Genomic DNA, 24,829 nt, shown 5'->3' on the forward strand with positions numbered 1-24,829 from the left:
CTGCCTCGCTCGATGAGTTGCGCTTCCTCGTAGCCAAGATGAATCAGGGGTTCCGGATCACTGGGAGTGATTCGGAACCCCTGATCAAAGGCCGGAGCCTACGGAGTGGCTAGGCCACGTTGACCGCACTCCAGGCGGCCGCCACGGTCTTCGCCTCCGTGCCGTCCGCGCCGTACAGGTCGCCGGCCGCCTTCAGGGTCGCCTCACGAGCGGCCTTGTAGTCGGTCGTCGAGGTCATGTAGGTGGTGAGCGCCTTGTACCAGATCTTGTACGCCTTGTCCCGGCCGATCCCGGTGACCGTCGAACCGTCCGACGTCGGAGAGTCGTACTCGACACCGTTGATCGTCTTCTTGCCGCTGCCCTCGGACAGCAGGTAGAAGAAGTGGTTCGCGATGCCGGAGGAGTAGTGGACGTCGAGGTCCCCGGCGCCCTGCTTCCAGGCGTCCAGCGAGTTGCCGTCCTTGCTCGGCTTGTCCATGTAGCGCAGCGGCGTGCCGTTGCCGTTGATGTCGAGCTTCTCGCCGATGAGGTAGTCGCCGACGTCTTCCTTGTTGTTGGCGAAGAACTCGACCGAGGTACCGAGGATGTCGCTGGTCGCCTCGTTGAGCCCGCCCGACTCACCGCTGTACTCCAGCTTGGCGGTGCGCGAGGTCAGACCGTGGCTCATCTCGTGGCCGGCCACATCGAGAGAGGTCAGGGGCTTCTTGTTCCCCTCACCGTCGCCGTACGACATGCAGAAGCAGCTGTCGTCCCAGAACGCGTTGACGTACGCGTTGCCGTAGTGCACCCGGGAGTACGCGGCCTTGCCGTCGCCGCCGATGCCGTCGCGGCCGAGCTCCTTCTTGTAGAAGTCCCAGGTCATCGCGGCGCCGTAGGCGGCGTCCACGGCGGCGGTCTGCGGGTCGTCGCTCTTGCCGGTGCCCCACTTGTCGTCGTCGTCCTTGACGATGCCGCCGGTGCCACTCTCGCCCTGGTGCAGGTCGTAGGTCTTGTGGCCGCCGCGCTCGGCGTCGGTGAGCTCGAAGCCGGAATCCGTCTTGGTGCTGGAGATCGGGACCTCGCCGCTGTACTGGCTGGTGCCGGTGCCGGTCTCGATGGCCTCGTACTGGTACAGCTTCTTGCCCGTGGTGGCGTCGGTGACGACGTGCAGCCGACTGGGGGTGCCGTCCTTCTGGACGCCCGTCTTGACGGTCTCGAAGGCGAGCACGGGCTCGCCCTTGCCTCCGGCCCAGATCACCTTGCGGGCGCCGGCCGCCGCCTTGAGGGCGGCGGTGGTGGTCGCCACCGATATGCGGGCGTTGTTGGCCTTGGTGACGCCCTTGAGCTTGCCGTCCTTGGCGGTGTGGGTGATGAGGTCACCGCCGAGTACGGGCAGCCCGGCGTAGGTGCGGTCGTACCGTGTGTGCACCGTGCCGTCGGCGTCCTTGATGACGTCACGCACGATCAGCTCTTCCTTGGCGCCGAGCCCGAGAGTCCGGGCGGCCGACGCCGCTTCGGTCTGCGCCGCCTTGACGGCCGCGACGCGGTCGAACGTCCGGTGGCCCTGGGTGGTGGCCGCGGCTCGTTCGGGGGTGGCCTGCGCCGCACCGGTCTGTGCCGCGATCACAGCGGCGGCAGCCAGGGCTACAAGGGCGGCGGTAGGCCGGGTGTTTGCATGGAGGGTCATGCGGTCTCCATCGTTCGATCCTGTGGGGGGATGCGAAGAGCCTGTCACCTGGTGTGAGAAGTTGACAGGACACGGACACATGTCTCACAACTCCTCGACGTTTTCCGTCCGCTTATGATGGTGGAGTGTTCGATAGTCGGCGGAGCTTGACTGGGCATCAGCCGAGCCCAGGAGGGGTCAGGTTGGCGGAGCATGGACTCGGCCGGGTTTTTCCAGCTCCACAAGAACCCTTGGACATACGCGAGTTGACGCTGAGTCTCCCGTAGCGCCCGCCAACGCGGCGTCCAGACGCCGGACTTGCTCAGCGCTTGAGCGTGAAAGTGAAGTCGCCGGAGAGCTTGCCGCTCAGCCGGACTGCCGAGACGAGTTTCCCCTCCGTGATCAGCCGCTCGACCTCGGCCCGCGAAAGACCGCAACCTTCGGCGATCAGTCGCACCGGCCGGACGGGGATCCGCGCTGCGAAGCTGACCGATACGTCGATCACCCCGCGGTCCAGGTGATCCGATCCGCCGGTGTCGAGACGCCAGGCGTTGTCCCAGTCGAGGGCGATGCGATTACGGTGCCGCACGACCGGATCCTGGAGCAACTCGGCTGTCAGGCCAGGCTCGTTGTCATGCAGCCGGTCCAGCAGCTCAGGTCGTACGGAGCGCACGTTCACCCGCTCCAGGACCGTGAGCTTTGCGGTTTCACCGCAAGCGGTACAGAGCACGAGGAGCCAGGCGTCGATGAGCTTGTGGTTCGCGTTGACGCGAAACTTACCGCTCGCCCGGAAGCGCTCGGACGTGCACGCGTGGCAACGGCGGAGAACGAACGGCAGGCAGGTGGGCGCGACCACCCAGTTATTGAGCACAGAAGTACACCGGTTTCAGTGAGAAGTCCGCAGCAAGAAGCAGCGCGGCGCACATGCGCGACGCGCGACGAATCAGCTCTCGGGAGGTCTCACAGGGTGTACAACGGCACGTCCTTGCCTAGGCGACTTGGTGCGGCAGCACGGTAGTGGCGCACAGCGGCGCTGCTCCACTGGTTTTCGTGTTGGTCGGAGCGACGGGGAGCTTCGAGTATGTCGCGGGGCCGGTGGGTGCGTAGGTCAGCGGTCGGCCACGAGTAGCCGGTATCCGACGTCGATGGTGTCGAGCGTGAGCAGATTGGCGTGTTGTGCGTGCCAGTGGCCGGTTGCCAGATCGTCCGCGAGTCGGGCCAGGCCAGGCGCGATGACGTCTTCTCCGGGTTGGGCAAGCAGGGAGATCCCCGCGCGCACCTTGGGATCGAGGTACGCCCCGGGGCGGCGCCAGTATGCTGCGGCGAATCCGTCCGCGCAGTCGTGGGGGACCCGGACAGGTACCTGACGTGCTCCACCGAGCAGGTGGACCAACTGGTCTGTCGGGGTGGCGCGGGTGTCATCGAACGCGGCCGCCTCCGGGAGGTAGTCCCGGACGAGCCAGAACCGTTCACGGAAGATGTGCTGGTCCCACGTCAGGATGACGATGCGGCGGCGGGCGACCCTGCGCAGTTCGCGGATGCCGGCTGCGAGTTCGGCCCAGTGGTGGACGGTCAACAGGGCCATCACGGCGTCGGCGGCGTTGTCACGCAGCGGGAGGTGTTCCGCGACCGCCTGAACGGCGGGCGCGGATCCGGATGGGCGCTGGGCGATCATGACTTGGCTGGGTTCGACCGCGAGGGCCGCCTGTGGCGGTTCGTACGAGCCGGTACCCGCTCCGACGTTGATCACGTCGGTGACGTCCCCGAGTGCAGCGTTGATTTGTGCGGCGATCCGCGGATCAGGCTGTCGTGTCCGGGCGTACGTAGCGCCGATCGAGTCATAGGTGGCCATGCCGGTCAGTATGCGAAGCACGCACGGTTGCTTGCCCGCTCATGCCTGAAGTCGCCTTACGGGGGCCAACACCATGCGCTGAGTTGTCGGTGGGGACCAAGCAGCAAGCGAGTTTGGGGAAGGCCTCGTGGATGTCGGCTCGTCGCTCCCATGGGATGCGTAACCGGCGGAAGCCGGGCCCGTGTGGAGCCCCTTTCAGCGCCCTGACGTGGTGCCAGTCGACCACACACCGGGACCAGTTCAGCCGCGCCGCAGGGTTGAGCTCGGCAAGCAACACCTCGTGCAGCCGCGGCCACACATCGGCCTCGTTCCAGTCACGCAGGCGCCGCCAGCACGCCATTCCCGAGCCGCAGCCCAGCTCTTCCGGCAGGTGCTCCCATTGGATCCCCGTGTGCAGCACGTACAAGATCCCGCACAGCAACTCCCGGTCCGGCAGCGGCTTCCGCCTCGGGTACCCGAACCGGCGCTGCCGCTGGGGCAGCAGCGGTTCCAAGCGGTCCCACAACTCGTCCGGCACGATCCACGGCGACGCTCCCACGTCGTGCCGCACGCTCAACCCATGCCCAGGAAACGGCTGTCAGAGGCGACGAACCTCGTTGTGCCAGCCCCTGGAAGGCCGATCAGAAGCCGGATCACGCATCGCTGCTGATGGTCCATGCGTGGATGGGCCGTGCCTCAGGACCCCGCGGGCGTGTGGCCGATGGTGGTGAGCCACTGGGTGACGATCGTGTCGATGAACTCGTCGGTGGCTTCGGCCCGGTCGAAGAAGAGGCGGGCGAGGAGGGGGCCGTAGAGCAGGGTGTACTGCTCGGAGGTGATCTGCCGGCCGGAAGGCTCCAGGAGCTTGTTCAGTGCGGCGAGGCGGTCCTCCATGATCCGGGCCATGGCCTGGGCGCTGTCGGCGTCGTGGTCGGCTTCGGCGGCTATGGCCAGCGCGGCGGTGCGGGTGGCGGGGACGGTGATACCGGCGCGGAGGCTGATCATCCAGGCGGTGGCGACGGCGCGTACGTCGGTACCGGGTTCGGGGTAGCCGACGTCGGGGCCCTGCAGAGTGACGTCGGAGAGCAGGGCTGCGCGGTTGGGCCAGTGCCGGTACAGGGTCTGGCGGGTCACGCCGGCCCGTTCGGCCAGGAGCGCGGTACTCAGCCCGGTCAGCCCGACCTCGGGCAGCAGCTCGCGAGCGACGGCCAGGATGCGGGCGCGGGTGCGCTGCACGCGGGGGTTGCTCGGATTCGGCTGACGGCGATGGACGGGCGGCATGGACGGCATGGGACCCATCCTACCCAGAAATCACACATGGCGTGTGACGCATGTTACGTCGCATCGACTTCGTATTTCATACGAGCTGTGTGATACACCAGAGGGGCAATCACACGAGCTGAGTGATTCATCGTGTGCCCCTCTCCCTCTTTCCTGGAGTTCTCGATGTCCACCGCGATCACCTATTCCCGCTACGGCAGCCCGGACGTTCTCGCCCTGACCGAGGTCGACACCCCCGAGCCGGGTCCGGGCCAGGTCCGGATCAAGGTCCGGGCGGTCGCCGTCAACCTGATCGACCTGAAGATCCGCTCCGGGATGATGGACGGTGTCTTCCCGGTCGAGTTCCCGGTGCTGCCGGGCTGGGACGTCGCCGGCGTCGTGGACAAGGTCGGCGAGGGTGCCACCGCCTCGGTCGGCGACGAGGTCTTCGGCGCTGCCTCCGTCGGCGGCTACAGCGAATACGCCCTGCTGGACCAACCGCTCGCCAAGCCCGAGGAGATCTCCTTCGACATCGCCGCCGCCCTGGTCACTGTGGGGGAGACCGCCTACCGCGGCCTGCACCACCTGGGCGCCGGGGAAGGTGACACTTTGCTGATCCACGGTGCGGGCGGCAGTGTCGGCACCATCGCCGTCCAGCTGGCCGTCTCCCGGGGCATCACTGTGGTCGGCACCGCCGGCGAGGACGACATCGAGCGCGTCACCACGCTCGGCGCCACTGCCGTGGCGTATGGCGGGGGCTGGGCGGAGCGGGTCCGGGCCGCCGCCCCGCAGGGTGTGGACCACGTCTTCGACGCCTCCGGCGCCGGTGTGCTGCCGGACTCGATAGCTCTGGTCGGCGACGCGGTCCGGGTGATCACGATTGCCGACGCGTCCGCCGCGCAGCACGGGGTGCGTTTCACCGGCGCGGATCCGACCGACCGGTTCTGGCAGGCCCTGCCGCAGCTGGCCGATCTCATCGCCGTCGGCAGGCTCGATGTCCCCGTCTGGCGGACCTACCCGCTGGCCGAGGCGGCCCAGGCGCACGCCGACATCGAGGCCCGCCGCGCCCGGGGCAAGGTCATCCTCCTGCCCTGACGTCCGGACCGCCGCGGCCCTGCCCGGAAGTCTGCGACCACGCGTGCCCGTACCGGTACGTCACGAGACGGAGCCGGAACCGATGGCCCTCGTCACCATCCCCGCGCTGACGGCGGATGCGGACCTGGCCGCCGCGTTCGCGGTGCTGGGCCAGAAGTGGAACGGGATCATCCTGCACACCGTGGCCGCCTGCCCGGCCCGGTACGGCGAACTGCTCGCGGCCATCGGCTCCATCAGCACCAAGATGCTCAGCGACCGGCTGCGGGAGCTGGTCGACGCGGGCCTGGTCACCCACGCCCAGCTCCCGCCCGGCCCCGCCACCTACACCCTCACCGGCGACGGTCAGGCCCTCATGCCCGCGCTGGAACAGATACGCGCCTGGCAACAGCGGCGCAATCTGCCCAACGCGTCCCCACCCCAATTGATCACAACACTCGCGAAGGAATGACCCACTGATGTCCGCACACGCCCTGCCCGAAGCCACCTTCGCCCGCACCGTCGTGGGCTCCGGCCCCGGCCTCGCTCTCGCCCACGGCGCCGGCAGCAGCATCGACAACACCTACGGTCCGATCCTTCAGGGCCTGGCCGCCCAGCACACCGTGGTCGGCGTCGACTACCCCGGCAGCGGCGACACCCCCCGCTCCACCGCGCCGCTGTCGCTGGACGACCTGGCCGACCAGCTGGTCGCCGCCGCCGTCACCGAGGGCCTGGAGACCTTCGCGGTCTCCGGCTACTCCCTCGGCGGCCTCGTCGCCATGCGCGCCGCCGCCCGCCACCCCGAGCGCGTAACCGCCCTCGTCCTGACCGCGACCCTCCCGTACCGGGACAACCGGCTCGCTCTGGCCACGTCGATCTGGCGCAAGCTGGCCGAGTCGGGCGACCGTGAACTGCTGGCCGAGTTCATGGTGATGATGGCCTCGGGCGCCGACGCGCTGGAGGCCACGCCGGACGAGCAGCTCCAGCAGGCCATCGGCTTCACGGCCGCCACCGTCGCCGACGGCACGCCCGAGCACGCTGAACTCGCCGGCCGGACCGACGTCCGCGACGACCTGGCGCGCATCCAGGCGCCCACCCTGGTCATCTCCACCACCCAGGACTGGTTCACCTCCACCCGCCTGCACCACCAGATCGCCGAGGGCATCCCCGGAGCCCAGCTCGTGGAGATACCCACCGGTCACCTGCCCATGGTCGAGCGCCCCGAGGAATGGCAGAAGCTCATCACCACCTTCCTCGCTCAGCACCAGTAGGACGCATGGGCACCACACCGTCCTGATGCCCCATCCGCCTGGCCGCCCGGCCGGCCAGGCGGATAGCCCGGCAGACCGCACCCCAACCCTTCCGTTCCCTCGTCATCTGGGCATCTGGGTGTCCCTGCCCCTGCTGTTCGGCGCCAACATCGGCCCCCTGGAACGTCCCGGCGGCACCTGCGCGGCCGGCACAGCACATCGAAGATGCCGGGCTGTACCTGATCACCATTCAGGACCACCCCTACCAGAAGGCGTTCTACGACACCTGGGTACTCATCTCGTACCTGGCCGCCCAGACCCGCACCGTCACCTTCGTTCCCACCGTCGCCGGCTTCGACATCCTCACCAGCGGTCGCCTCCAACTCGGTCTGGGAGCAGGAGCCTTCTGGGAAGCGATCGAAGCCATGGGTGGACCACACCGCACCGAACGCGAAGCGGTCGGTGCCCTCGACGAGGCCATCACGGTCATTCGCGGCATGTGGAGGGCCCGCGGGCCGCACTCCGTTCCAAGGCGATGAAAGGGGCGTACGACTCGAATGCCGAACCGAACTCCAGGACGCCTTTGCCTCGTTGGCATGCGGCCTCATCTGCTGGAAGCGACTGTAGGAGCACCGATCAATGGTCGTATTACAAGCACTGAACGGAGAGCCGTCAAACCTGATCGCGAATATCCGGACCTTGATTATTCCGCACCGAGTCGCACGATAGGCTGAGCCGTCTGGTTCATCGTGCCAGCCCTTGATGGTTTAGCAGGATAGGAGTGATTGCGATGCCCATGCCGGCCCACCCGCCGAAAAACCCATCAAGCCCCTTTTCGTCCTTCAGTGGCCACCATGTTGGTATCCGCGTTCCCGACTACGACGCGGCGAAGGCTTGGTACACGGAGAAGCTGGACTTCCGAGTGCTCCAGGAGTGGCCCTACGGAGAGCTGAAGCTCGGGTACCTCTGCCCGCCCAACGATGACAACTTCCATGTGGAACTGTTGGCCGGACCGGTACCCTTCCCGAACGAGGTTCTCGACGACCTCGGAGTCAGCCTGCAGCACGGCGGCTACCAGCACATGTGCCTCCATGTCGACGATGTCGACGAAGCACGTGCGGAGCTCGCCCGCCGTGGTGTCGACCTTATCGGTGAACCTTTCGAGATCGAGGACATCAGCCGGCGACTGGCGTTCTTCCGTGACCCGTGGGGCAACATGATCGAACTGTCGCAGAAGCTGCCCGGCGCTGGTTCCTGATCAGCCTCACCACATCACCATGCGCGCACACGGCCCGAGCCCCTTCTTTCACGCCCAGCCAGATCGCTTCAACAAGACCGTGTTACGAGTAGCTTGGCGCGGGGGAGAATGCGCGCTTCTGCTGTGCCGGGCTAGACCCACGTGAAGGCGGCTGGGGAGTCGGCGGAACGCCGGTGGATGCGGCCGGCCGAGTTGGGGAACGCATGGTGCCGGATGGCCTCTGGGAGCTGCTGAAGGCGGCTTCTCTGTCATTCTCGTGATGTTGCCGAGGTGTGCTCGGTGATCGCCTCGAACAGGAGGAGGCCCTGATCCACCAGTTCCTCCCTTGAGAGCTCCAGCTCTCCGTTGAACCAGCTCAGTAGCAGCTCGCTGACCGCGCCCACGACGGCCACGGACAGGGCGGTGGGGTCGATCCGGGGATCATGCAGCCCTTCCCTCAGGAGGGAGTTCACGAGGCCGCTCATGCGCTGCAGGCCCAGACGCCGTTCGCGCGCTGTGAGAGGACCGGCCCCCAGGGATTCAGCGAGTTTGACGCGCCCTTTTCTCGGGTCTTCCAGGGAAAGCCCGACGATGGTGTCGATCACGTTTCGAGCCCGGTCGCGCAGCGGCTGGTCTGTGGCGATCGCGTCGGCGCACCGGGTGATCTGTTCCTCGTAGATGTCTCTCATGAGCGCTGCCATGAGATCGTCGAGGGACGTGAAGCTCTCCGCGAAGTACCTGTCCTTTATTCCGGCGTGGCGGAGTACCGCACGGATGGAGGTGTGGGCGTATCCCCGGCTGGAGAAGAGTTCAAGTCCGCTTTCCATGAGGCGCCGACGGCGGAGCGAAGCGCGCTCTTCCGCCGTGGCTCCGCCATATGTCCTCATGAGGTGTCACCTCTCCTTGAGGCGTCCTGCTCATGGTGCGGGGTCACGCACCAGGGCTCGGCCCGGCCTTCCCCCATCGGATGGCTGCCATGGCATTCTCACCCATATTCTGCCCATCTGGTGACAGATTACCCCAGATGGGTGTAATGTCGAATTCATTCAGTCGTGAACGGTGAAAGCGCCCCCCAGCGCCGGTACCAGGCGCAAGGGGCGTAGTAGATGTGGCCCACCCGCAGGTTCGACGCGCCGGGGCACTGCGCAGGAAAGCCATGACCGGCAGCGGTCTGCATGCCGCGCTGAGGTCCCCCGTGCCCGCTGGTCATCCACGTATCGAACACCACGGAGTGTCGTGGCCCCAAGGCCATGCCGTGGGGAGAGTTCACCATGGATCCCAACCATCTGTTCATCGGCGGACGCTGGGTGCACATGTCCGGCAACCGTGTCATCAACGTCGCATCCGCCAGTACCGGCGATCATCTCGGTACCGTGCCGGACGGTTCCCAGGGCGACATCGACCGGGCGGTCGGAGCCGCTCGTGCCGCATTCGACGCACCGACCGGCTGGGCCTCCTGGGGCCCTGACCATCGCGCGGCCGCCATGATCCGTCTCGCGGGTGCGCTCGACGCCAGGCAGGAGGCGACATCCGCGGCCGTCAGTGCGCAGAACGGCATGCCGATCACTGTCGCCCGGTCCTTCGAAGGTGTGGTGCCGTCAGCCCTGCTTCGCTACTACGCGGGTCTGGCCGACAGCATGACGTCCGAGGAACTGCGCACCGGACTGCCCCGTGGCACCACCCTGGTCCGGCGGGAACCCGCAGGCGTCGTAGCCGCCATCATGACCTGGAACTTCCCTCAGACCATCGCCTTCTTCAAGGTGGCCCCGGCTCTCGCAGCCGGTTGCACGGTCGTCCTCAAGCCGGCTCCGGAGACGGTCCTCGACTCGGTACTGCTGGCGGAGGCGGTCGAGGAAGCGGGCATCCCCGACGGTGTGATCAACATCGTTCCGGGCGGCCGCGACACCGGCGCGTATCTGGTCTCCCATCCTGGCGTCGACAAGGTGTCGTTCACCGGATCCACCAGAGCCGGGCGCCAAGTGGCTGCCGTGTGCGCCGAGTTGCTGCGGCCGGTGACCCTGGAACTGGGAGGCAAGTCCGCCGCCGTCGTTCTTGACGACGCCGACCTCGCCGCGAACGCAGAGCAGTTCTTCATGGCCAGTCTGCTGAACAACGGTCAGACCTGTTACGCGAGTACCAGGATCCTGGCCCCCCGCAGCAGGTATCGGGAAGTGGTCGAGTTCTGTACGGCGATGGCCCATGACGCCGTTGTCGGTGATGCGCTCGCCCCCGACACCCAGATCGGCCCGCTCGTCAGCCAGCGCCAGCGCGAACGGGTCCTGGGTTACATCAAGACCGGCCTCAACGAAGGGGCTCGGCTCACCACCGGAGGAGGTCGGCCACCCGGCCTCGATCGAGGCTGGTTCGTCGAACCCACCGTTTTCGCCGACGTCGGGAACACATCGACCATCGCGCAGGAAGAAATCTTCGGCCCGGTCCTCACGATCACGCCCTACGACGGCGAGGACGAGGCCGTGCGCCTGGCGAATGAGTCGGCCTACGGCCTCGCCGGGACCGTATGGGCCACGGACTTGGACCATGGCGCCCGGGTCGCCCGCCGTTTGCGGACCGGCACCGTCGGGCTCAACGGCTATCTTCCCGACATCACCTCCCCCTACGGGGGCAGGAAGGCCAGCGGACTCGGCAGCGAACTGGGGCCCGAGGGGCTTCACGCATACCAGCAACTCCAGTCGATCTACCACCCCTGACACGACAGCCGGCATCCGTCGCCCGGCTCGGGCGAGTCCGGTCGACGGATGCCCGCCGGGAGCGGGAACCAGCATGAATTCCACCGGAACCGAAGGATTCGACTACGTCATCGTGGGCGCGGGCAGCGCCGGTTGCGTACTCGCGGACCGTCTGAGCCGCGACGAACGTGTCCGCGTGCTGCTCCTCGAAGCGGGGGGCCCCGACACCGACGAACTCATCCACATCCCGGCCGCGCTCGGAATGCTCTTCGGATCGCCTACCGACTGGAGCTACCGGACGGTCGAGCAACCCCAGCCAGGGCGCACCTTCTCATGGCCCCGGGGCAGGACACTCGGCGGCTCATCATCCACCAATGTCATGATCTACGTCCGGGGCAACCGGCACGACTACGACAACTGGCGCGACGAGCACGGAGCGAAAGGCTGGGGCTACGACGACGTCCTGCCCTATTTCAAGAAGTCCGAGTCGAACGGCCGCCTAGGCGACCCCTATCACGGTTCGGACGGACCCCTGCACGTCGAGGACCGCGTCTACACCCACGAACTCTCACAATCCTGGCTGGACGCCGCCGTGGACTGGGGACTGGAGCGCAACGACGACTTCGCGGGTGCGTCTCCGGCCGGCGCCGGCCTGTACCAGGTGACATGCCATCAAGGGCGCCGGTGGTCCACGGCCGACGCCTATCTGCGCCCCGCCCTCGGCCGACCCAATCTCACAGTACGCACCAGCGCCCTGGCAACAATGATCACACTCGACGGATCACGCGCAACCGGCGTCACGTACGTCCGGGACGGACAGGAGCGGACGGCCCACGCCGACAGGGAGATCCTGCTCTGCGGCGGATCCATCAACTCGCCGCAGCTGCTGCTCCTGTCGGGCATGGGCGATCCCGAAGTGCTGCGCGATGTGGGGATAGACGTCCGAGTGCCCCTGCCCGGGGTCGGGCGTAACCTGCAGGACCATTTGATGACTCCCGTGGTGTGGGAGACCCGGAACTCCACTGACATCGTCCGGGATCTGCTCACCGAGGACAACCTGGAACGGTGGCGCGCCCACGGCGACGGGCCCTTCGCCTCCAACTACGGCGAGGTCGGCGCGTTCCTCAACGTCACGGACGGCCAAGGCGGTCCTGACGTCCAGCTGGTGGGCGGGGCCACGGCACTGATTCTCAGCGGTGAGGAAGCACCTGACCGGCCGGTGTTCACGATGAACTGCGTCCCGCTGCACCCGCAGACGCGCGGCACCGTCCGTCTCGCGTCGGCTGATCCTCAGACGCCACCGCTGATCGATCCCCGGTACTTCGACGTGCCCGCGGATGCGTCGGCCATGGTCGCCGGACTCAGAGCGGTCATGGCCATCGCCCACTGCGCACCGTTCGCCGAATACCTGGCGCGGTCCTACCTGCCGGCCGGTGACGACCTGGACTGTCCGGACGGCCTGGGCGACGCGGCTCTCGAAGAGCACGTCCGCAGATGGAGTGCCACGGCGTACCACCCAGTGGGCACCTGTGCCATGGGAACCGGCCACGACTCCGTCGTCAATTCGGATCTGGAGGTCTACGGAGTCGAGCGTCTCCGTGTCGTCGACGCCTCGGTCATGCCGACTGTCACCGGCGGAAACACCAACGCGCCCACGATCATGATCGCCGAAAAGGCTGCCGACATGATGGGGGAGCGGCCTTGCTGAACTCGACGTTACTGGAGCCTTGTCTCGCGGACTGAACGGGGACGCAGTCGGCCCGCTGATCCGGACTCCGGACAAAGCTCAGGTGGCCTGGTCTGAATCGTCGGTCAGAGCGGTTGCGGTCAGGGCGAGGTGCTGCGTCAGGAGCGCGGCTGCGGTGTCGGCGTCGCGGGCCAGCGCCGCCTCTTCCAGTTGGCGGTGTTCCTTTGCGTCGTCCCGGCCGGGGTTGCGGCGGGACGACCAGCGGCGGGCCAGCTCGCTCGCGGTCCACAACCGGTCGAAGGTCTCCAGCAGGGTGGGGTTGCCGCACCCCTCCAGCAGCGTGCGGTGGAAGTCCCTGTGGGCCTCGGACCAAGCGCCGCTGTAGTGCTCGCCCTCCTCCGGTACGTACGCCGGGGTGCGCATCAGGCGATGGTGGGCCGCCCGCACGCGGGCCTCCCAGTCGACGTTGCCGCGCTCGATTGACATGCGCAGTACGACCGGTTCGATGGTCCGGCGGGCCTCCGCGATCTCCTGCCAACGGCGGTCGGAGAAGGACGGGACCGCGAATCCGCGGTTGGGCAGCCGGTCGGCGAGCCCTTCGCCGACCAGCCGCACGAGTGCCTCACGCATGACGGCCAGGCTCACGCCCTGTTCCCTGGCGAGGTCCTGCGGTTTGAGGGCGTCGCCAGGGGCGTGGTCCCCGCGCATGATCGCGTCCCACAGGTGTGCGTAGACCTGCTCGGAAAGCATCTGCTTCCCGGAGGAGGCCGGGTTGTGAGGCGTGCCAGTCATGGTCCAAGCATAGACGATCTCTCAGGATAATCGATTATCTGTGTTACTGTCGATTAAGTGGTGGGTGAGAGTCGTGGACGCCGCTGTTCCGTCGACTCCGCGGCCCGATCACCGGCCGCACCACCGCCCCCGCCCCCTTGCGTGCAGCCCTGAGAGGAACATCGCCGTGAACGCGAACGACCCCTTCGCCCGCCTCCCCGAGGCGGCGTCCTTCACCGTCGTCAGCACCACCGTCACCGACGGAGCCGCCTGGCCGCCCGAGCAGCACGCCTCCGGCCTGCCCGGCGGGAAGGACATGTCCCCGCAGCTGTCCTGGAGCGGAGCCCCGGACGGCACCGAGAGCTACGCCGTCACCGTCTATGACGCCGACGCTCCCACCGGGTCCGGGTTCTGGCACTGGGCGGTCGCCGACATCCCGGCCACGGTCACCGAGCTGCCCGAGGGCGCCGGCGACGACACCGGCTCGGGACTGCCCGAGGGCGCCTATCAGTTGCCCAACGACGCCCGCGTAGCCCGCTACATCGGCGCCGCCCCGCCGTCCGGGCACGGACCGCACCGCTACTTCATCGTGGTGCACGCCCTCGACGTCGCCTCGGTCGGCGTCCCCGCCGACGCCACCCCGGCCGTCCTCGGCTTCGCCATGGCCGGTCACACCCTCGGCCGCGCGGTACTGATCGCCACCGCCGAAACCCCCGCCTGACAGCACTGCACAACTCCCGGGAGAAACCACCTCGATGCACCTCGACGAACTTCCCGACTCGGTCCGTCCCGGCGACGGCCCGATGGACCTGAATGCCGTCCGTGACATCAGTCGCGCCGTCAGCGCGGCCCACGTGTTCATCTACCTCGCCCCCGAGAGCGCCCAGGAGGCGGCCAAGCTCGGCGTGACCGACCGCGGACCGGCGTACCTCGCCTTCCGGTCGGCCGCGATGGGCGCGGTTCCGTGGCAGGTCACGCTCGCGGCCTTCTACAACTTCAGCCCGCGGGCGGTGCGGGCCATGGCGGGCGTGTGGGACGCCGCGCCGCCCGAGCAGTGGCAGGCCGCCCGCTTCCTGGCCGCCGGGCGCGCGATGCGGCGCGTCGGCCTGCACCTCACGGACGACCAACTGTCCGAGGCGCGATCGCTGCTCGACCCGGTCGTCGCCGGTGCCGACTACGCCGGCAAGGTGCTGGCCGCCGCGAACGCGTCGGTCGCGCTTCCGGCCGATCCACTCCTCGCGTTGTGGCAGCAGATCACGGTGGCGCGCGAGTGGCGCGGCGACGCGCATCTCGTCGTACTCGCCGACAACGGTCTCGGGCCGTGCGACTGCCTCGTTCTGCACACCGCGACGGGCCGCCTCCCGACGGCTCTCGCGCGGGCCACCCGCCAGTGGGACGACGAGGAGTGGACCGCGGCGACGGCGCGTCTCGCCGCGCGCGGCTGGCTCGACACCAACGCCACGGTCACCGACGCCGGCAGCGCGGCGCGCGAGCGGATCGAGGTGGAGACGGACGAGCACTGCGCTGCGCTCTGGGCGCCGATCGGCGCCGCGGGTGCCCGCCGTCTCGCCTCGCTCATCGCGCCGATCACTGACGCGTTCACCGCGGCGGGGACGTTCCAGGCCGTGCTTTCGGCCTAGAAATCCTCACGAGATGAGCTATACCCTGTGGTCACAACGGACCGAACGCTCAACTCCCTGCCCCGGACATGGCAACCATGTGTTGGACGAAATCGAGTGCCCCGCTGCGCAGTTGACAGCTCGAACACGGCACGTCAGAGTCCCGGCGTGAGCGAGATCAACGAGCTGTCGCCGGCGGAGCTGCGTGTGTGGCAGGCCTTTCCGCGAGGCGAGTCCGTGGACTTCCGCGCCGAGAACGAGGATCCGGCACCGGGCGACACCTGGGGCGCCGAGCGGACCGTACGGGCGAGTGTGCTGCGGGCGTTGCTGCTCAAGTCTCCGCACGAGGAGGGCGAGATAGCCGCGCTCAAGATCACCGGGGCGCGGATCACCGGTGTGCTGGACCTGAAGTACGCCACGATCGACGCCGCCGTCCGACTGAGTCACTGCCAGTTCGACAGCGTTCCCGACCTCTACGGTGCCGAGATGCGTCAGCTCAACCTGAGCAACTCCGAGTTGCCGGGCCTGGATTCGGCGACCCTGCGGGTCGAGCGGGTGCTGCGCATGACGGACTGCCGAATCCGGGGGCCGGTACGGCTCGGCGGGGCACAGATCTCCGGGGCGCTGTTCATGGAGCGCGCGGAGTTCACGGCGCCGGACGACTCCGAGCCGGTGCTGCAGCTCAACCAGGCGTCAATTGGAGACGACCTGTGGGCGCCGGAGATACGTGCGCACGGACAGGTACGCCTCACCGGCGCATCGGTCACCGGGCGCATCAACGTTCAGGACGCCGAGTTCGACAATCCGGGCGGCACCGCGCTGGATGCTCAGAACCTCAATGTGGGAGGCCACATACGGGCGAGGTGCATACGTGCGCAGGGGCGGGTCGAGTTCCGAGGCTCGCGCATATCGGGCCGTCTCGACCTGCTCCACGCTCACCTGTCGCACCGGGGCGACACGGCGCTGCGGGCGAGCAGTTGTGTCATCGGTGAACTCTGGCTGCGCGGCGGAGATCGGATCGAGGGCGCCCTGAATCTGCGGCGTTCTCAGATGGAAATCCTGACCCTCGAACCCGAGATGCTCCCGGAGCAGGTGCATCTCAGTAATCTCCGGTACACCGTACTCACCCCGCACGAGCCCGCCGAGCGCCGCCTTCCGATGCTGGAGCGAGACGGCGGCCGTTACGAACCCGATTCCTATGAGCAGTTGATGGCGGCGTATCGCCATGTCGGCGACGACGACGCGGCCCGGCTCGTTCAGCTCGCCAAACAACGTCGCCGACGCACCACGCTCGCCTGGTACGGACGGCTGTGGGGGTACGTTCAGGACGGCACCGTCGGATACGGCTTCCGCCCGGTGCGCGCGGCCGTTTGGCTGTTGTCCCTCATGGCCATCGGATCGATCGCGTACGGCCTGCACCACCCTCGCCCCGTCAAGGTGGGCGAGGCCCCGGACTTCAACCCCGTCTTCTACACCCTCGACCTGCTCCTGCCGATCATCGACTTCGGCCAGGAGTCGGCCTTCGCCCCTGCGGGCTGGTACCAGTGGTTGTCCTACGCCCTGATCATCACCGGCTGGATTCTGGCGACGACGATCGTCACGGGTGTGACCCGTACGGTCAGCCGCCAATGACTCAGGCCGCGCCGAAGTGCCGCTTCGTGCTGTTGACCAGCTGCTTCATGAAGGCCCTGCCCGGGAGGTCGGTCAGTGCCGCGGGGTGCGCGAACAATGGGCTCGGCTCGAAGGCGAAGGTCCAGGTGAAGCGGGTGCCGTTCGCGATGGGCTCGACGACGTAGTCCTCGCCGAAGCGCCGGAACAGGGGCAGGCTGGCCTGGGTGACGCAGAACGAGTGTCGCGTCCCCTCCTCCCACCGCACGAACTCCTCGCGCAGGTGCAGGAGACGGAGTGCGGTGATCTCACGTGTCGTTCCGACGCCGTGGGGCGAGGGTGAGGTGTAGCGGCCGGCGTTCAGTCCACGACACCAGGACAGCGGCGCATCGCCGGCGAGGCCCTCCCAGACGGCTTCCGGTGCCACGGGCAGGTCCATGGGGAACGAGTACCGGTGCGGAGCGGTGTCGAAGAAGGACACGTCGAACGGTTCGAGCGTGGACCAGGCCATCGGATTTCCTCCTGTGTCGGGCTCCGCGACCGTCCGGCCGCGCTGTGGTCGTTCGGGACTGCTGCGGGAGCCTGGTGAACGTATGCGGACGGATCTCGTTCAGGCGGGCTGCCAGGGGCTGTCGCCAAATTCCCGCCTGCCCCGCGACGCCTGGCACGCTCCCCCAAGCTCTTCGAGCAGGGGGACCCCCACTCGCCGCGCCGGGCGAAAGCCCAAGTACGTCCAGTACGAGGACTTCCGCCCGGCACACCGAGAGCACGCTCCCCCGAGTTCTCGGCTGCGCTCCAGCAGGGGGGACCCCCATGACGCCGCAGGGCCGCCCTTCGGGCGACGACGGGAATGTGACGACAGGCCCTAGCCACCGCCGCCCACGGCGCGCAGGGCGAAGGGCAGGAACCGGTCCGCCGCCTCCCGCGCGGCGGTCGCGTCGACCTGCTCCGGCAGTCGGGGGGTGAGGAAGAACCTGCTCATCACGGGGGGATGGCGCTTCAGGTTCGTTGCCGAGGCGGGTCATGGGGGAGCCGGGGCAGGCGGCGAGGCCTTGTCCGGTACGGGCTCAGGGCCGCAGGCCGGCCCGCTTGAGTGCGACGCTGGACAAGTCGGAGATGACCTGCTGGTCCCCGCGGCGCCAGGCGTCGGCGAGGCCGCCCACCGGGACGGGGACCGTGACGAGGTCGCGTTGCGGTCCGGTGAGGGTGCGCAGGGCGAGCAGGTCGGCGCCGCCGATGTCGTCGAAGAGGTGTCGGGTGGTGGCGCTGCGCCTGATCCAACGCAGGCGTGCGGGCAGCCACAACACCAGTACGAAGGCCACGGGCAGGACGATCAGGGCGAGTGCGGTCAGGGCGGCCACCTGTCCCACGACGTGCTGCAGCGACCGGCCGGCATCGGAGAGACCGGTGCCGGCGCCGGCGGCGGACTGGAGCGGCTTCTTGAGTGTGCCCCCGATGAACGGCACTTTCGAAGCGGCTTGGGCGGCGTCATCGAGCCCGGAGGCGAGGTCGTCACCCGCGCTCTGCGCCTGCCGTCCCGGCTCGGCCAGCCGCATGATCGCGTCGTGGACGGCCAGGGCGAACTTCACCGCGGCCGCGATCAGGGCCACGGCGATCAGATCCGCGCACACCTGACGGCTCCGACGTGCCGGTGTCTGGGCGTAAAGTCGCATGGGCGTGCTCCTGCTCCGGTGATGGCATCGGAGGTGGCCGGCTCCGGCCGGGTGAGGTGTGTCGGTCGTGGTGCGGGGCTTGGCCGGTCGTTCGACGGTATGTGGGACTCGACTCTTTCACCGGACTCCACCGGTGGATGTCCTCGACACGGTGCCGGGTCGGCGCAGTGGTGCGGTGTGTACGCGGAGATGCCGTCATGTGGGCCGCCGGGCGTCGGCCCGCTGTGCCGCGGTGCCAACTTTCCGACGGCGGCTCGCCGCGACCGCATTGTTGGTTAGGGTGGCCTTGTTTGATTCATGGCTGCCCACCGGTCGCATGAAGGGCCACACCCTCACCGTGCCTCAAGAAGTCAAGATCCGGAACGCCAGCCACCGATCACGGCACAGCACGGCACGCCGACCGGACGCGGTGGGCGTGTGACCGGCCGGTCGGAGCCCGCGGTGCTGCCCCCATCGCTGCGCATGCGGTTCGGGCTGATGGCGGCCCTCGCCGCGCTGGTGGTCGTCGTGCTCGGGGTCCTGTACGCCGACGACAGCAAGCCCGGCACGGTGGACGCGCGGATCGGGGCGGCGGTGGACGGTCCGGGGCCGCCGTGGCGGCACGTCGCTCTGGCCCTGGACTTCCTGGGGGAGCCCGTGGGATCGGCGGCACTGGTCGTGGCCATCGTGACGGGCTGCCTGCTGCTCGGGCGTCCTCGCGCGGCGGTACTCGTCGTTGCCGGCGCCGCTGTGACCGTGGGGACGGCGACACTGCTCAAGTCCCTGGTGGGACGCACCATCCACGGCGAGAACCTGTCCTACCCGAGCGGGCACACCGCCTTCGCCACCGCGCTCGCCCTCGTGGTGGCGCTGGCCGCGACCGGCCGGCTCGGCCTCGGCAGGACGGCCGGCATGTCACTCGTACTTGCCGCGGCACTGGTCGCCGGTGCCGCCATGGGCTGGGCGCAGGTCGCCCTCGGTGCGCACTACCCGACCGACGTCCTCGGCGGCTGGTGCACCGCGCTGGCGGTGATACCGGCGACCGCTTGGCTGGTCGACCGGATCGCCGACAGGACAGCCGACCGGTCGGCCGATCGGGCGGCCGACGCCGGTCGCCGACAGCGTCGCTGACGTCACCTCACGCCAAGCGGCGGAACACGGGTTTCACCGGCCGTCCGCCCAGCCAGGGGGTGGGGTCGCCGGCATCCAGTGCCTTCCGGTACACCGCACATGCCTGGGCCACCACGTCGACGGTGTGATCGATGTCCGCGTCGTCGAGCGCGCTGCTCACCACGAACGACGGGGCCAGCACCCCGCCCGCGAGGAGCCGGCGCAGGAACAGGGTGCGGTACTCCTGCGACGGCTGCCCGTTCTCGTCGAGGGTGGCGAAGACCAGGTTGCTGGCCCGGCCCCGGACGACGATGTGGTCGCCGACGCCCATGCCGGCCGCGGCGTCGCGGACACCGGCGGCCAACCGCTCGCCGAGGGCGTGCAGCCGCGCTGTGATGCCCTCTTCGACGTAGGTGGTCAGCACGGCCATCGCGGCTGCCAGGGAGTGCGTTTCCGCACCGTGCGTGGTGGACAGCAGGAACACCCGGTCGCCGGAGTGACGCAGCCCGCCCAGCTCCATCAGATCGCGGCGCCCGGCCAGCGCGGAGACGGCGAATCCGTTGCCCAGCGCCTTGCCGAACGTGGACAGGTCGGGGACGACGCCGTACAGGCCCTGGGCGCCCGCCTCGGACCAGCGGAAGCAGGTGATCATCTCGTCGAAGACCAGTACGCAGCCGTGCCGGTCGGCCAGCTCGCGCAGGCCGGCGAGGTACCCGGGCGGCGGCTCGGTGTGGGTGGCGGGTTCGAGGATCAGGCAGGCGACCTCGTCCTGGTACCGGGTGAGCAACTCCTCCGTGGCGGCCAGGTCCCCGTACGGGAACGTCACGGTGAGGTCGTTGGTCTCAGCCGGAATGCCGGCGGACATCGGCGTGGTACCGATGAACCAGTCGTCGACGGAGAAGAACGGATGGTCGGCGCAGATGGCGACCCGAGGGCGCCCGGTGGCGGCGCGGGCGAGGCGTACCGCGGCGGTGGTGGCGTCGGAGCCGTTCTTCGCGAACTTCACCATCTCGGCGGTCGGCACCGTGGCCAGGAAGCGCTCCGCGGCTTCGACCTCCAGGATGGACGGCCGGACGAAGTTGCTGCCGCGGTCGAGTTCCTGCCGCACCGCCTCGATCACGCGGGGGTGGGCGTGGCCGAGGCTGACCGACCGCAGGCCGGAGCCGTACTCGATGTAGCGGTTGCCGTCGATGTCCCACACGTGGGCACCACGGCCGTGGCTGATGACCGGGGCCAGGTTCTCGGGGTACTGGTCGTCGCCCTTGGCGTAGGTGTGCGCACCCCCCGGGATCATGGCGTGCAGCCGCTCGTTCGCCGTCCGCGACCGGGGCAGGAGGAGCTCTCGGGTGTGTTCGGTGTCCACGCCCACCTCAACTTTCTCTGTGCTTCAGGACCTCGGCGAGGCTCGGCGCCTCCCGGTCCCGCTGGGACATCGATGTGGCCGGCAGTGGCCAGGGAATGGCGAGCTCCGGGTCGTCGAAAGCGATCGTCACGTCCTCGGCCGGATCGTGCGGGCGGTCGATCCGGTACGAGGTGTCGGCGGTTTCGGTCAGCGCCTGGAAGCCGTGCGCGCACCCCGCCGGGATGTACAGGGTCACCTGCGTGTCGCCGGACAGCTCGAAGGAGGCCACGTTGCGGTAGGTCGGCGAGTCCGTCCGCAGGTCCACGACGACGTCGAAGATCCTGCCGTACGAGCACCGCACCAGCTTGGCCTCGCCGGCGCCGGAGCGCAGGTGCAGGCCGCGCAGCACCCCCTGGACCGAGCGGGACACGCTGTCCTGGACGAAGGCGTTCGGGTCGAGGCCCACCGAGCGGACCACGTCGGCGTCGAAGGTGCGGCAGAAGAAGCCGCGCTCGTCGGCGTACGGCGTCGGCTCGAAGAGGTACGCGCCGGTGATCTCAGGGACTTCGGTCGCCTTCATGGAGCCTTCCGCGAGGTGTGGGCTTGGTCGGTCGCCGGGAACAGGGCCGCGGTCAAGGAGTCGAACTGGTGCTTCAGTTGCCGGGCGGCGGCCAGGTTCCGCTCGGTGAGGGTCTGCCGCAGCTCGGCCGAACTCTTCTCCAACGCACGGAACTGCTGGAGCAGTCGGTCGGCGTCGACCTCGCGCGCCGGGTGGCAGTACGCGCCGAGGCCCATCTCCGTCATGAGCGCGTCGCTCTTCGCGGCGTAGCAGAGGGCGAGTACCGGCGTACCGGTCTTCAGCGCGCAGATCAGGTTGTGGTAGCGGATCGCCACCACGGTGTCGGCGGCCGCCATCTCCTTCATCAGGTCGGCCAGTGAGGACGGCTCGGCAGCGGTGACCAGCGGCGAGCCGACCGCGTCGAGGATCGCCGCGACCACCGACGCGTCGCACTCGTCACCGGTGAGCAGCCGGACGGCCCTGCCCTCCTCGACCAGCGCGCGGACGAACCGGATCGTCCCGTCGAGGTAGCGCCGGTGGATCTCCTCCGCCCGGGCACGATCGTCGTTGCCGCCGTGGAAGTCCATGACGCCGACGCAGACCGGGCCCGGCGGGGCCGACGGGTCCGAGGGCGCGCTCGCCGGCGGCGTCGGCAGGGCGAACGCGAGGTCCGGGTAGACCTCGTCGCGCGCGGTGTCCACGCCCATCGCCCGCATCGCGTCGCGGGACTGCGCGTCCCGGTACGACCGGTAGGCGGCCAGCCGCCCCGACCAGCGCACCAGGGCCCGGGTCGGCCGGTTGCCGATCGTCGCGGCGCCGACGCTGACCAGCGCCACCCGGGTGCGCAGCAGCCGGCCACTCGCGCAGAGCAGGAACAGCGCGTACGGGAAGCCCCACGGCCGCAGTGGCAGCGTGGCCTCCAGGACGCCCATGCCCGGGACGATCACCACGTCGTGCCGGCGCACCCAGGCGGCGGTGCGGAAGACGTCGACGAGTTTGCCCAGCCCCTTCCCCGCGATCGCGCCCGCACGCGACGCGGTCCGGTACTCCCCGCGGTACCAGTGCAGCCGCGTCGCGGGGATCCCGAACCGGGCCGTGACGGCCTCGGGTCCGCCGCACAGGGCGTCCACGTCCGCCTCCGGGTGCTCGGCGCGCAGGTACCCGAGCACCGCCTCCAGCGACCCGTCGTTGCCGAGGTTGCCGGAGCCGAGCAGGCCGAACACCCCGACACGCACCGGAGTCCCGTTCGCGGGCGTCATGCCTGCCTCCCCTCACGGCCGGCGACCAGGGCGTCGACGGAGACGCTGAGCCGGGCCGGGTCGACCGGCGCGCGGTCCTCGACCCGCTCGCCGGCACCCGGCCGGACCCGGCTGGTCATCCACGCGGCCAGGTGGCGGTAGCACGCGCGCCGGTCGGCCGGGGACAACGGCGCCCGCCGGATCGCCGCGACGAAGCCCCACATGTACTCGGCGAGCAGCCGGGGCGTCGGGTGCAGCGGGCCCGCCCGGCGCGGGTCCAGGTTGACGCACCGGGAGCGCTTGCTGGGGTTCGCCCGCTCGGCGCGGTTGGGGTGGTCGCGGCGGAAGTACAGGAGCTCCGGCACCTGGTGGAAGGGCCCGTGCAGGGTGATCTCGGCGACGAACGTGCGGTCCGCGTGGTGGTAGCTGTCGAGCGGCTTCACCCGGCGCAGCATGTCGGCCCGCATCACCCCGTAGAAGTCGTCGCCACCGGGCTCGAACAGCAGACTGCGGAAGCGCTCCGGCGCGTGCGGCGAGCCGGTGGCGAGCGTGTACTCGTACGGGACCTTCACCTGGCCGTCGCCGTCGATGACCGCCTGGTCGGTGTGCGCGAGGATCGCGTCCGGCCGCTCGTCCAGCGCCTCCACACAGCGCCGCAGCAGGTCCCGGCCGTACAGGTCGTCGTGCGAGGCCCACTTGAACAACTCCCCGTGGGACTCGGCGAACACATGGTTGTGGTTCGGTGTGGCGCCGATGTTCCGGGGCAGCCGGAGGTACCGGATCCGCGAGTCCCGCCCGACGTACTTGCGGCAGATGTCCTGGGTCCCGTCGGTCGAGGCGTTGTCGGAGATGACCAGCTCGAAGTCCTCGTAGGTCTGGCCGAGCAGGGCGTCGAGCGACTCGGCCAGGTACTCCTCGCCGTTGTACACGGGCAGGCCGATGCTCAGCCTGGGGTGGGCGGTCATGAGGTCCTCACTTCGGGAATGGGATCGCGGTGGCGCTCGCCCAGGGCGGAGCGCAGTTGCAGCCACCACACGGCCGAGCCGCTGACGGTCGCGGCGGCGACGCCCCAGGCCGAGCCGACCGTGCCGGCGGCGGCCGCCCCGCCGAGCCCGCCGCTGACGTAGCAGGCGGAGGCGAACAGCTGGCAGCGCAGGCTGCGCCGGGCCGCGCCGAGCGCGCGCAGCCCGGCCGCCGCGCCGGTGCCGAGGCCCGCGCCCGCGACGCCGAGGGTGATCGGCACGATGAGCACCGAGGCGGAGTGCCAGACGTCACCGAGCGCCAACTCGCCGAGCCGGTTCGGCACCAGCAGCAGCGCCGCGCCCCAGAACAACGCGCCGGCGGCCTGGCCCCCGCCCAGCATGAGGCAGAACCTGCCGAGCCGGTGCGGTGCCTGTCGCAGTACCCGCGCCGCCTCCGGGACGGTGACCAGGGACAGTCCCATGAGCACCGCCAGGAACGGGCCTTGCAGGAGCTCGGCGCCCCGCACCGCACCCACCGCGCCGACCCCGACGATCGCGCCGAGCCCGTACGCCCGCAGCTGGCTCGCGCCGCTGAGGCTGACGTTCTCGACCAGGTACCGGTAGCCGAGATCGCGCTGCTCGCGAAGCCACCCGCGTGCCTCGGTCGTCCGGGGCCGGATGCCGGACTGGATGTAGCCGTACCCCGCCGCCACCGTGGCGGACGCGCCCCAGGCGAGCACGAAAGCGGCGACGCTGCCCACACGGGCCGCCACCACCATGGCCGGGACGAGCGCGACACCCCACACGATGTCGTTCACGAACGCCTTGCGCCCGGCGCCGGCGGCGAAGAACGAGAACCGCCAGGCGTCCTGGAGCAGCAGCCCGGGCAACATGACACCGAGGGCCGCGAACGCGGGCCCAACGCGGCCGCCGAGGCCGAGCCCGGCCACCAGACACGCCACGCCGATGGCCGAACCGACGCCGAGTGCGGTACCCGTCGACCGGGCCACCGCCCCCCGCCAGGAGGCGTCCGGCACGCCGCTGAAGCGCACCACGAGCGGATCGGTGGCCAGCCCGCGGGAGACGTTGAGCACCACGCCGTACGTCACCCAGGCGAGGCTGAACACGCCGAACGCGGTCACCCCCAGTGAGCGGGCCACGTAGATGCCCACCACGAAGTTGCTCACGCTGGAGGCCGCCTGGTCGGCCAGTCCCCAGGACAGCCGACCGACGAGGGCCCGCCTGGCGGATCCGGCCGGTGGCGCCGTTGTCTGCGGATTCTCCTCCTCGGTGGTCATGG

General features: G+C 69.3%; 24 protein-coding genes and 1 pseudogene. 11 read left to right on the forward strand and 14 right to left on the reverse strand.

What is annotated here, in order from left to right:
* Positions 1 to 109: 109 nt before the first annotated feature.
* From ACWGKT_RS16505 to ACWGKT_RS16525, 5 genes and pseudogenes are all read right to left on the reverse strand, one after another.
* A complete protein-coding gene (locus ACWGKT_RS16505) occupies positions 110 to 1,666 on the reverse strand; it encodes a M4 family metallopeptidase (RefSeq protein WP_453274167.1) in 1,557 nt (518 codons plus the stop codon).
* Positions 1,667 to 1,967: 301 nt separating this feature from the next.
* Positions 1,968 to 2,516, reverse strand: coding sequence for a DUF1062 domain-containing protein (locus ACWGKT_RS16510; RefSeq protein WP_453274168.1), 549 nt, complete (start codon positions 2,514 to 2,516; stop codon positions 1,968 to 1,970).
* 237 nt (positions 2,517 to 2,753) lie between these two features.
* The gene (locus ACWGKT_RS16515; RefSeq protein ID WP_453274169.1) at positions 2,754 to 3,497 is read right to left on the reverse strand and encodes a methyltransferase domain-containing protein; all 744 of its coding nucleotides are present in this window, start codon (positions 3,495 to 3,497) and stop codon (positions 2,754 to 2,756) included.
* 144 nt (positions 3,498 to 3,641) lie between these two features.
* Positions 3,642 to 4,053, reverse strand: a pseudogene (locus ACWGKT_RS16520) (transposase); the annotation flags it as partial.
* 119 nt (positions 4,054 to 4,172) lie between these two features.
* Complete coding sequence (locus ACWGKT_RS16525; RefSeq protein WP_235453475.1) at positions 4,173 to 4,766, reverse strand: TetR/AcrR family transcriptional regulator; 594 nt, start codon at positions 4,764 to 4,766, stop codon at positions 4,173 to 4,175.
* A 156-nt stretch (positions 4,767 to 4,922) separates the two neighbouring features.
* On the opposite strand from ACWGKT_RS16525, the gene ACWGKT_RS16530 reads away from it, so the two are divergent.
* From ACWGKT_RS16530 to ACWGKT_RS16550, 5 genes are all read left to right on the forward strand, one after another.
* Complete coding sequence (locus ACWGKT_RS16530) at positions 4,923 to 5,831, forward strand: NADP-dependent oxidoreductase (protein WP_453274170.1); 909 nt, start codon at positions 4,923 to 4,925, stop codon at positions 5,829 to 5,831.
* 82 nt (positions 5,832 to 5,913) lie between these two features.
* Entirely contained in the window at positions 5,914 to 6,279 is a 366-nt protein-coding gene (locus ACWGKT_RS16535; protein WP_453274171.1) for a winged helix-turn-helix transcriptional regulator, read from the forward strand.
* 7 nt (positions 6,280 to 6,286) lie between these two features.
* The gene (locus tag ACWGKT_RS16540; protein WP_453274172.1) at positions 6,287 to 7,078 is read left to right on the forward strand and encodes an alpha/beta fold hydrolase; all 792 of its coding nucleotides are present in this window, start codon (positions 6,287 to 6,289) and stop codon (positions 7,076 to 7,078) included.
* A 368-nt stretch (positions 7,079 to 7,446) separates the two neighbouring features.
* Positions 7,447 to 7,596, forward strand: coding sequence for a hypothetical protein (locus tag ACWGKT_RS16545; protein ID WP_453274208.1), 150 nt, complete (start codon positions 7,447 to 7,449; stop codon positions 7,594 to 7,596).
* A 251-nt stretch (positions 7,597 to 7,847) separates the two neighbouring features.
* Entirely contained in the window at positions 7,848 to 8,315 is a 468-nt protein-coding gene (locus ACWGKT_RS16550; protein WP_453274173.1) for a VOC family protein, read from the forward strand.
* 248 nt (positions 8,316 to 8,563) lie between these two features.
* Here the strand turns inward: ACWGKT_RS16550 and ACWGKT_RS16555 are convergent, their stop codons facing one another.
* Positions 8,564 to 9,181 carry a TetR/AcrR family transcriptional regulator gene (locus tag ACWGKT_RS16555; RefSeq protein ID WP_453274174.1) on the reverse strand — a complete coding sequence of 206 codons (618 nt, stop codon included), beginning with the start codon at positions 9,179 to 9,181 and terminating at the stop codon, positions 8,564 to 8,566.
* A 384-nt stretch (positions 9,182 to 9,565) separates the two neighbouring features.
* Here ACWGKT_RS16555 and ACWGKT_RS16560 point away from each other — a divergent pair, with 384 nt between their 5' ends.
* Together ACWGKT_RS16560 and ACWGKT_RS16565 are read left to right on the forward strand one after the other, a co-directional pair.
* A complete protein-coding gene (locus ACWGKT_RS16560; RefSeq protein WP_453274175.1) occupies positions 9,566 to 11,002 on the forward strand; it encodes an aldehyde dehydrogenase in 1,437 nt (478 codons plus the stop codon).
* A gap of 73 nt (positions 11,003 to 11,075) precedes the next feature.
* Positions 11,076 to 12,689, forward strand: a complete 1,614-nt coding sequence (locus tag ACWGKT_RS16565) for a GMC family oxidoreductase (protein WP_453274176.1) — start codon at positions 11,076 to 11,078, stop codon at positions 12,687 to 12,689.
* Between the two features lie 78 nt (positions 12,690 to 12,767).
* Here the strand turns inward: ACWGKT_RS16565 and ACWGKT_RS16570 are convergent, their stop codons facing one another.
* Entirely contained in the window at positions 12,768 to 13,460 is a 693-nt protein-coding gene (locus ACWGKT_RS16570; protein WP_453274177.1) for a GntR family transcriptional regulator, read from the reverse strand.
* Between the two features lie 166 nt (positions 13,461 to 13,626).
* Between ACWGKT_RS16570 and ACWGKT_RS16575 the strand changes: the two genes are divergently transcribed.
* The 3 genes from ACWGKT_RS16575 (at position 13,627) to ACWGKT_RS16585 (ending at position 16,690) form a co-directional block, all read left to right on the forward strand.
* On the forward strand, positions 13,627 to 14,160 hold the full coding sequence (locus tag ACWGKT_RS16575) for a YbhB/YbcL family Raf kinase inhibitor-like protein (protein ID WP_453274178.1): 534 nt from the start codon (positions 13,627 to 13,629) through the stop codon (positions 14,158 to 14,160).
* Between the two features lie 34 nt (positions 14,161 to 14,194).
* Entirely contained in the window at positions 14,195 to 15,079 is an 885-nt protein-coding gene (locus tag ACWGKT_RS16580) for an SCO6745 family protein (protein WP_453274179.1), read from the forward strand.
* Positions 15,080 to 15,226: 147 nt separating this feature from the next.
* Positions 15,227 to 16,690: a membrane-associated oxidoreductase gene (locus ACWGKT_RS16585; protein ID WP_453274180.1), complete on the forward strand. Its 1,464-nt coding sequence runs from the start codon at positions 15,227 to 15,229 to the stop codon at positions 16,688 to 16,690.
* Position 16,691: 1 nt separating this feature from the next.
* Here the strand turns inward: ACWGKT_RS16585 and ACWGKT_RS16590 are convergent, their stop codons facing one another.
* Together ACWGKT_RS16590 and ACWGKT_RS16595 are read right to left on the reverse strand one after the other, a co-directional pair.
* Positions 16,692 to 17,177, reverse strand: coding sequence for an SRPBCC family protein (locus ACWGKT_RS16590; protein ID WP_453274181.1), 486 nt, complete (start codon positions 17,175 to 17,177; stop codon positions 16,692 to 16,694).
* 556 nt (positions 17,178 to 17,733) lie between these two features.
* Positions 17,734 to 18,339, reverse strand: a complete 606-nt coding sequence (locus tag ACWGKT_RS16595) for a hypothetical protein (protein ID WP_453274182.1) — start codon at positions 18,337 to 18,339, stop codon at positions 17,734 to 17,736.
* Between the two features lie 417 nt (positions 18,340 to 18,756).
* Between ACWGKT_RS16595 and ACWGKT_RS16600 the strand changes: the two genes are divergently transcribed.
* Positions 18,757 to 19,449: a phosphatase PAP2 family protein gene (locus tag ACWGKT_RS16600; RefSeq protein WP_453274183.1), complete on the forward strand. Its 693-nt coding sequence runs from the start codon at positions 18,757 to 18,759 to the stop codon at positions 19,447 to 19,449.
* A gap of 7 nt (positions 19,450 to 19,456) precedes the next feature.
* On the opposite strand, the gene ACWGKT_RS16605 is transcribed toward ACWGKT_RS16600, so the two are convergent.
* Genes ACWGKT_RS16605 through ACWGKT_RS16625 form a run of 5 tightly spaced genes read right to left on the reverse strand, consistent with a single transcriptional unit; the run spans position 19,457 to position 24,827 of the window.
* Complete coding sequence (locus tag ACWGKT_RS16605) at positions 19,457 to 20,791, reverse strand: glutamate-1-semialdehyde 2,1-aminomutase (protein WP_453274184.1); 1,335 nt, start codon at positions 20,789 to 20,791, stop codon at positions 19,457 to 19,459.
* 7 nt (positions 20,792 to 20,798) lie between these two features.
* A complete protein-coding gene (gene rfbC, locus ACWGKT_RS16610; protein WP_453274185.1) occupies positions 20,799 to 21,350 on the reverse strand; it encodes a dTDP-4-dehydrorhamnose 3,5-epimerase in 552 nt (183 codons plus the stop codon).
* On the reverse strand, positions 21,347 to 22,588 hold the full coding sequence (locus ACWGKT_RS16615) for a polysaccharide pyruvyl transferase family protein (protein ID WP_453274186.1): 1,242 nt from the start codon (positions 22,586 to 22,588) through the stop codon (positions 21,347 to 21,349). Before ACWGKT_RS16615 ends, rfbC begins: the two co-directional genes overlap by 4 nt.
* Positions 22,585 to 23,532 (reverse strand): glycosyltransferase family 2 protein, encoded by a 948-nt coding sequence (locus ACWGKT_RS16620; protein ID WP_453274187.1) that lies wholly within the window; start codon positions 23,530 to 23,532, stop codon positions 22,585 to 22,587. Before ACWGKT_RS16620 ends, ACWGKT_RS16615 begins: the two co-directional genes overlap by 4 nt.
* The gene (locus ACWGKT_RS16625) at positions 23,529 to 24,827 is read right to left on the reverse strand and encodes a hypothetical protein (protein WP_453274188.1); all 1,299 of its coding nucleotides are present in this window, start codon (positions 24,825 to 24,827) and stop codon (positions 23,529 to 23,531) included. Before ACWGKT_RS16625 ends, ACWGKT_RS16620 begins: the two co-directional genes overlap by 4 nt.
* Positions 24,828 to 24,829: the final 2 nt, after the last annotated feature.

Source organism: Streptomyces sp. NPDC054794 (assembly GCF_053611585.1).

Bases quoted from the DNA above. Each gene is read 5' to 3' on its own strand.
- ACWGKT_RS16505 (WP_453274167.1), bottom strand. From the start codon at position 1,666: ATGACCCTCCATGCAAACACCCGGCCTACCGCCGCCCTTGTAGCCCTG.
- ACWGKT_RS16515 (WP_453274169.1), bottom strand. From the start codon at position 3,497: ATGGCCACCTATGACTCGATCGGCGCTACGTACGCCCGGACACGACAG.
- ACWGKT_RS16525 (WP_235453475.1), bottom strand. From the start codon at position 4,766: ATGCCGTCCATGCCGCCCGTCCATCGCCGTCAGCCGAATCCGAGCAAC.
- ACWGKT_RS16530 (WP_453274170.1), top strand. From the start codon at position 4,923: ATGTCCACCGCGATCACCTATTCCCGCTACGGCAGCCCGGACGTTCTC.
- ACWGKT_RS16535 (WP_453274171.1), top strand. From the start codon at position 5,914: ATGGCCCTCGTCACCATCCCCGCGCTGACGGCGGATGCGGACCTGGCC.
- ACWGKT_RS16540 (WP_453274172.1), top strand. From the start codon at position 6,287: ATGTCCGCACACGCCCTGCCCGAAGCCACCTTCGCCCGCACCGTCGTG.
- ACWGKT_RS16550 (WP_453274173.1), top strand. From the start codon at position 7,848: ATGCCCATGCCGGCCCACCCGCCGAAAAACCCATCAAGCCCCTTTTCG.
- ACWGKT_RS16555 (WP_453274174.1), bottom strand. From the start codon at position 9,181: ATGAGGACATATGGCGGAGCCACGGCGGAAGAGCGCGCTTCGCTCCGC.
- ACWGKT_RS16560 (WP_453274175.1), top strand. From the start codon at position 9,566: ATGGATCCCAACCATCTGTTCATCGGCGGACGCTGGGTGCACATGTCC.
- ACWGKT_RS16565 (WP_453274176.1), top strand. From the start codon at position 11,076: ATGAATTCCACCGGAACCGAAGGATTCGACTACGTCATCGTGGGCGCG.
- ACWGKT_RS16570 (WP_453274177.1), bottom strand. From the start codon at position 13,460: ATGACTGGCACGCCTCACAACCCGGCCTCCTCCGGGAAGCAGATGCTT.
- ACWGKT_RS16580 (WP_453274179.1), top strand. From the start codon at position 14,195: ATGCACCTCGACGAACTTCCCGACTCGGTCCGTCCCGGCGACGGCCCG.
- ACWGKT_RS16590 (WP_453274181.1), bottom strand. From the start codon at position 17,177: ATGGCCTGGTCCACGCTCGAACCGTTCGACGTGTCCTTCTTCGACACC.
- ACWGKT_RS16595 (WP_453274182.1), bottom strand. From the start codon at position 18,339: ATGCGACTTTACGCCCAGACACCGGCACGTCGGAGCCGTCAGGTGTGC.
- rfbC (WP_453274185.1), bottom strand. From the start codon at position 21,350: ATGAAGGCGACCGAAGTCCCTGAGATCACCGGCGCGTACCTCTTCGAG.
- ACWGKT_RS16615 (WP_453274186.1), bottom strand. From the start codon at position 22,588: ATGACGCCCGCGAACGGGACTCCGGTGCGTGTCGGGGTGTTCGGCCTG.
- ACWGKT_RS16620 (WP_453274187.1), bottom strand. From the start codon at position 23,532: ATGACCGCCCACCCCAGGCTGAGCATCGGCCTGCCCGTGTACAACGGC.
- ACWGKT_RS16625 (WP_453274188.1), bottom strand. From the start codon at position 24,827: ATGACCACCGAGGAGGAGAATCCGCAGACAACGGCGCCACCGGCCGGA.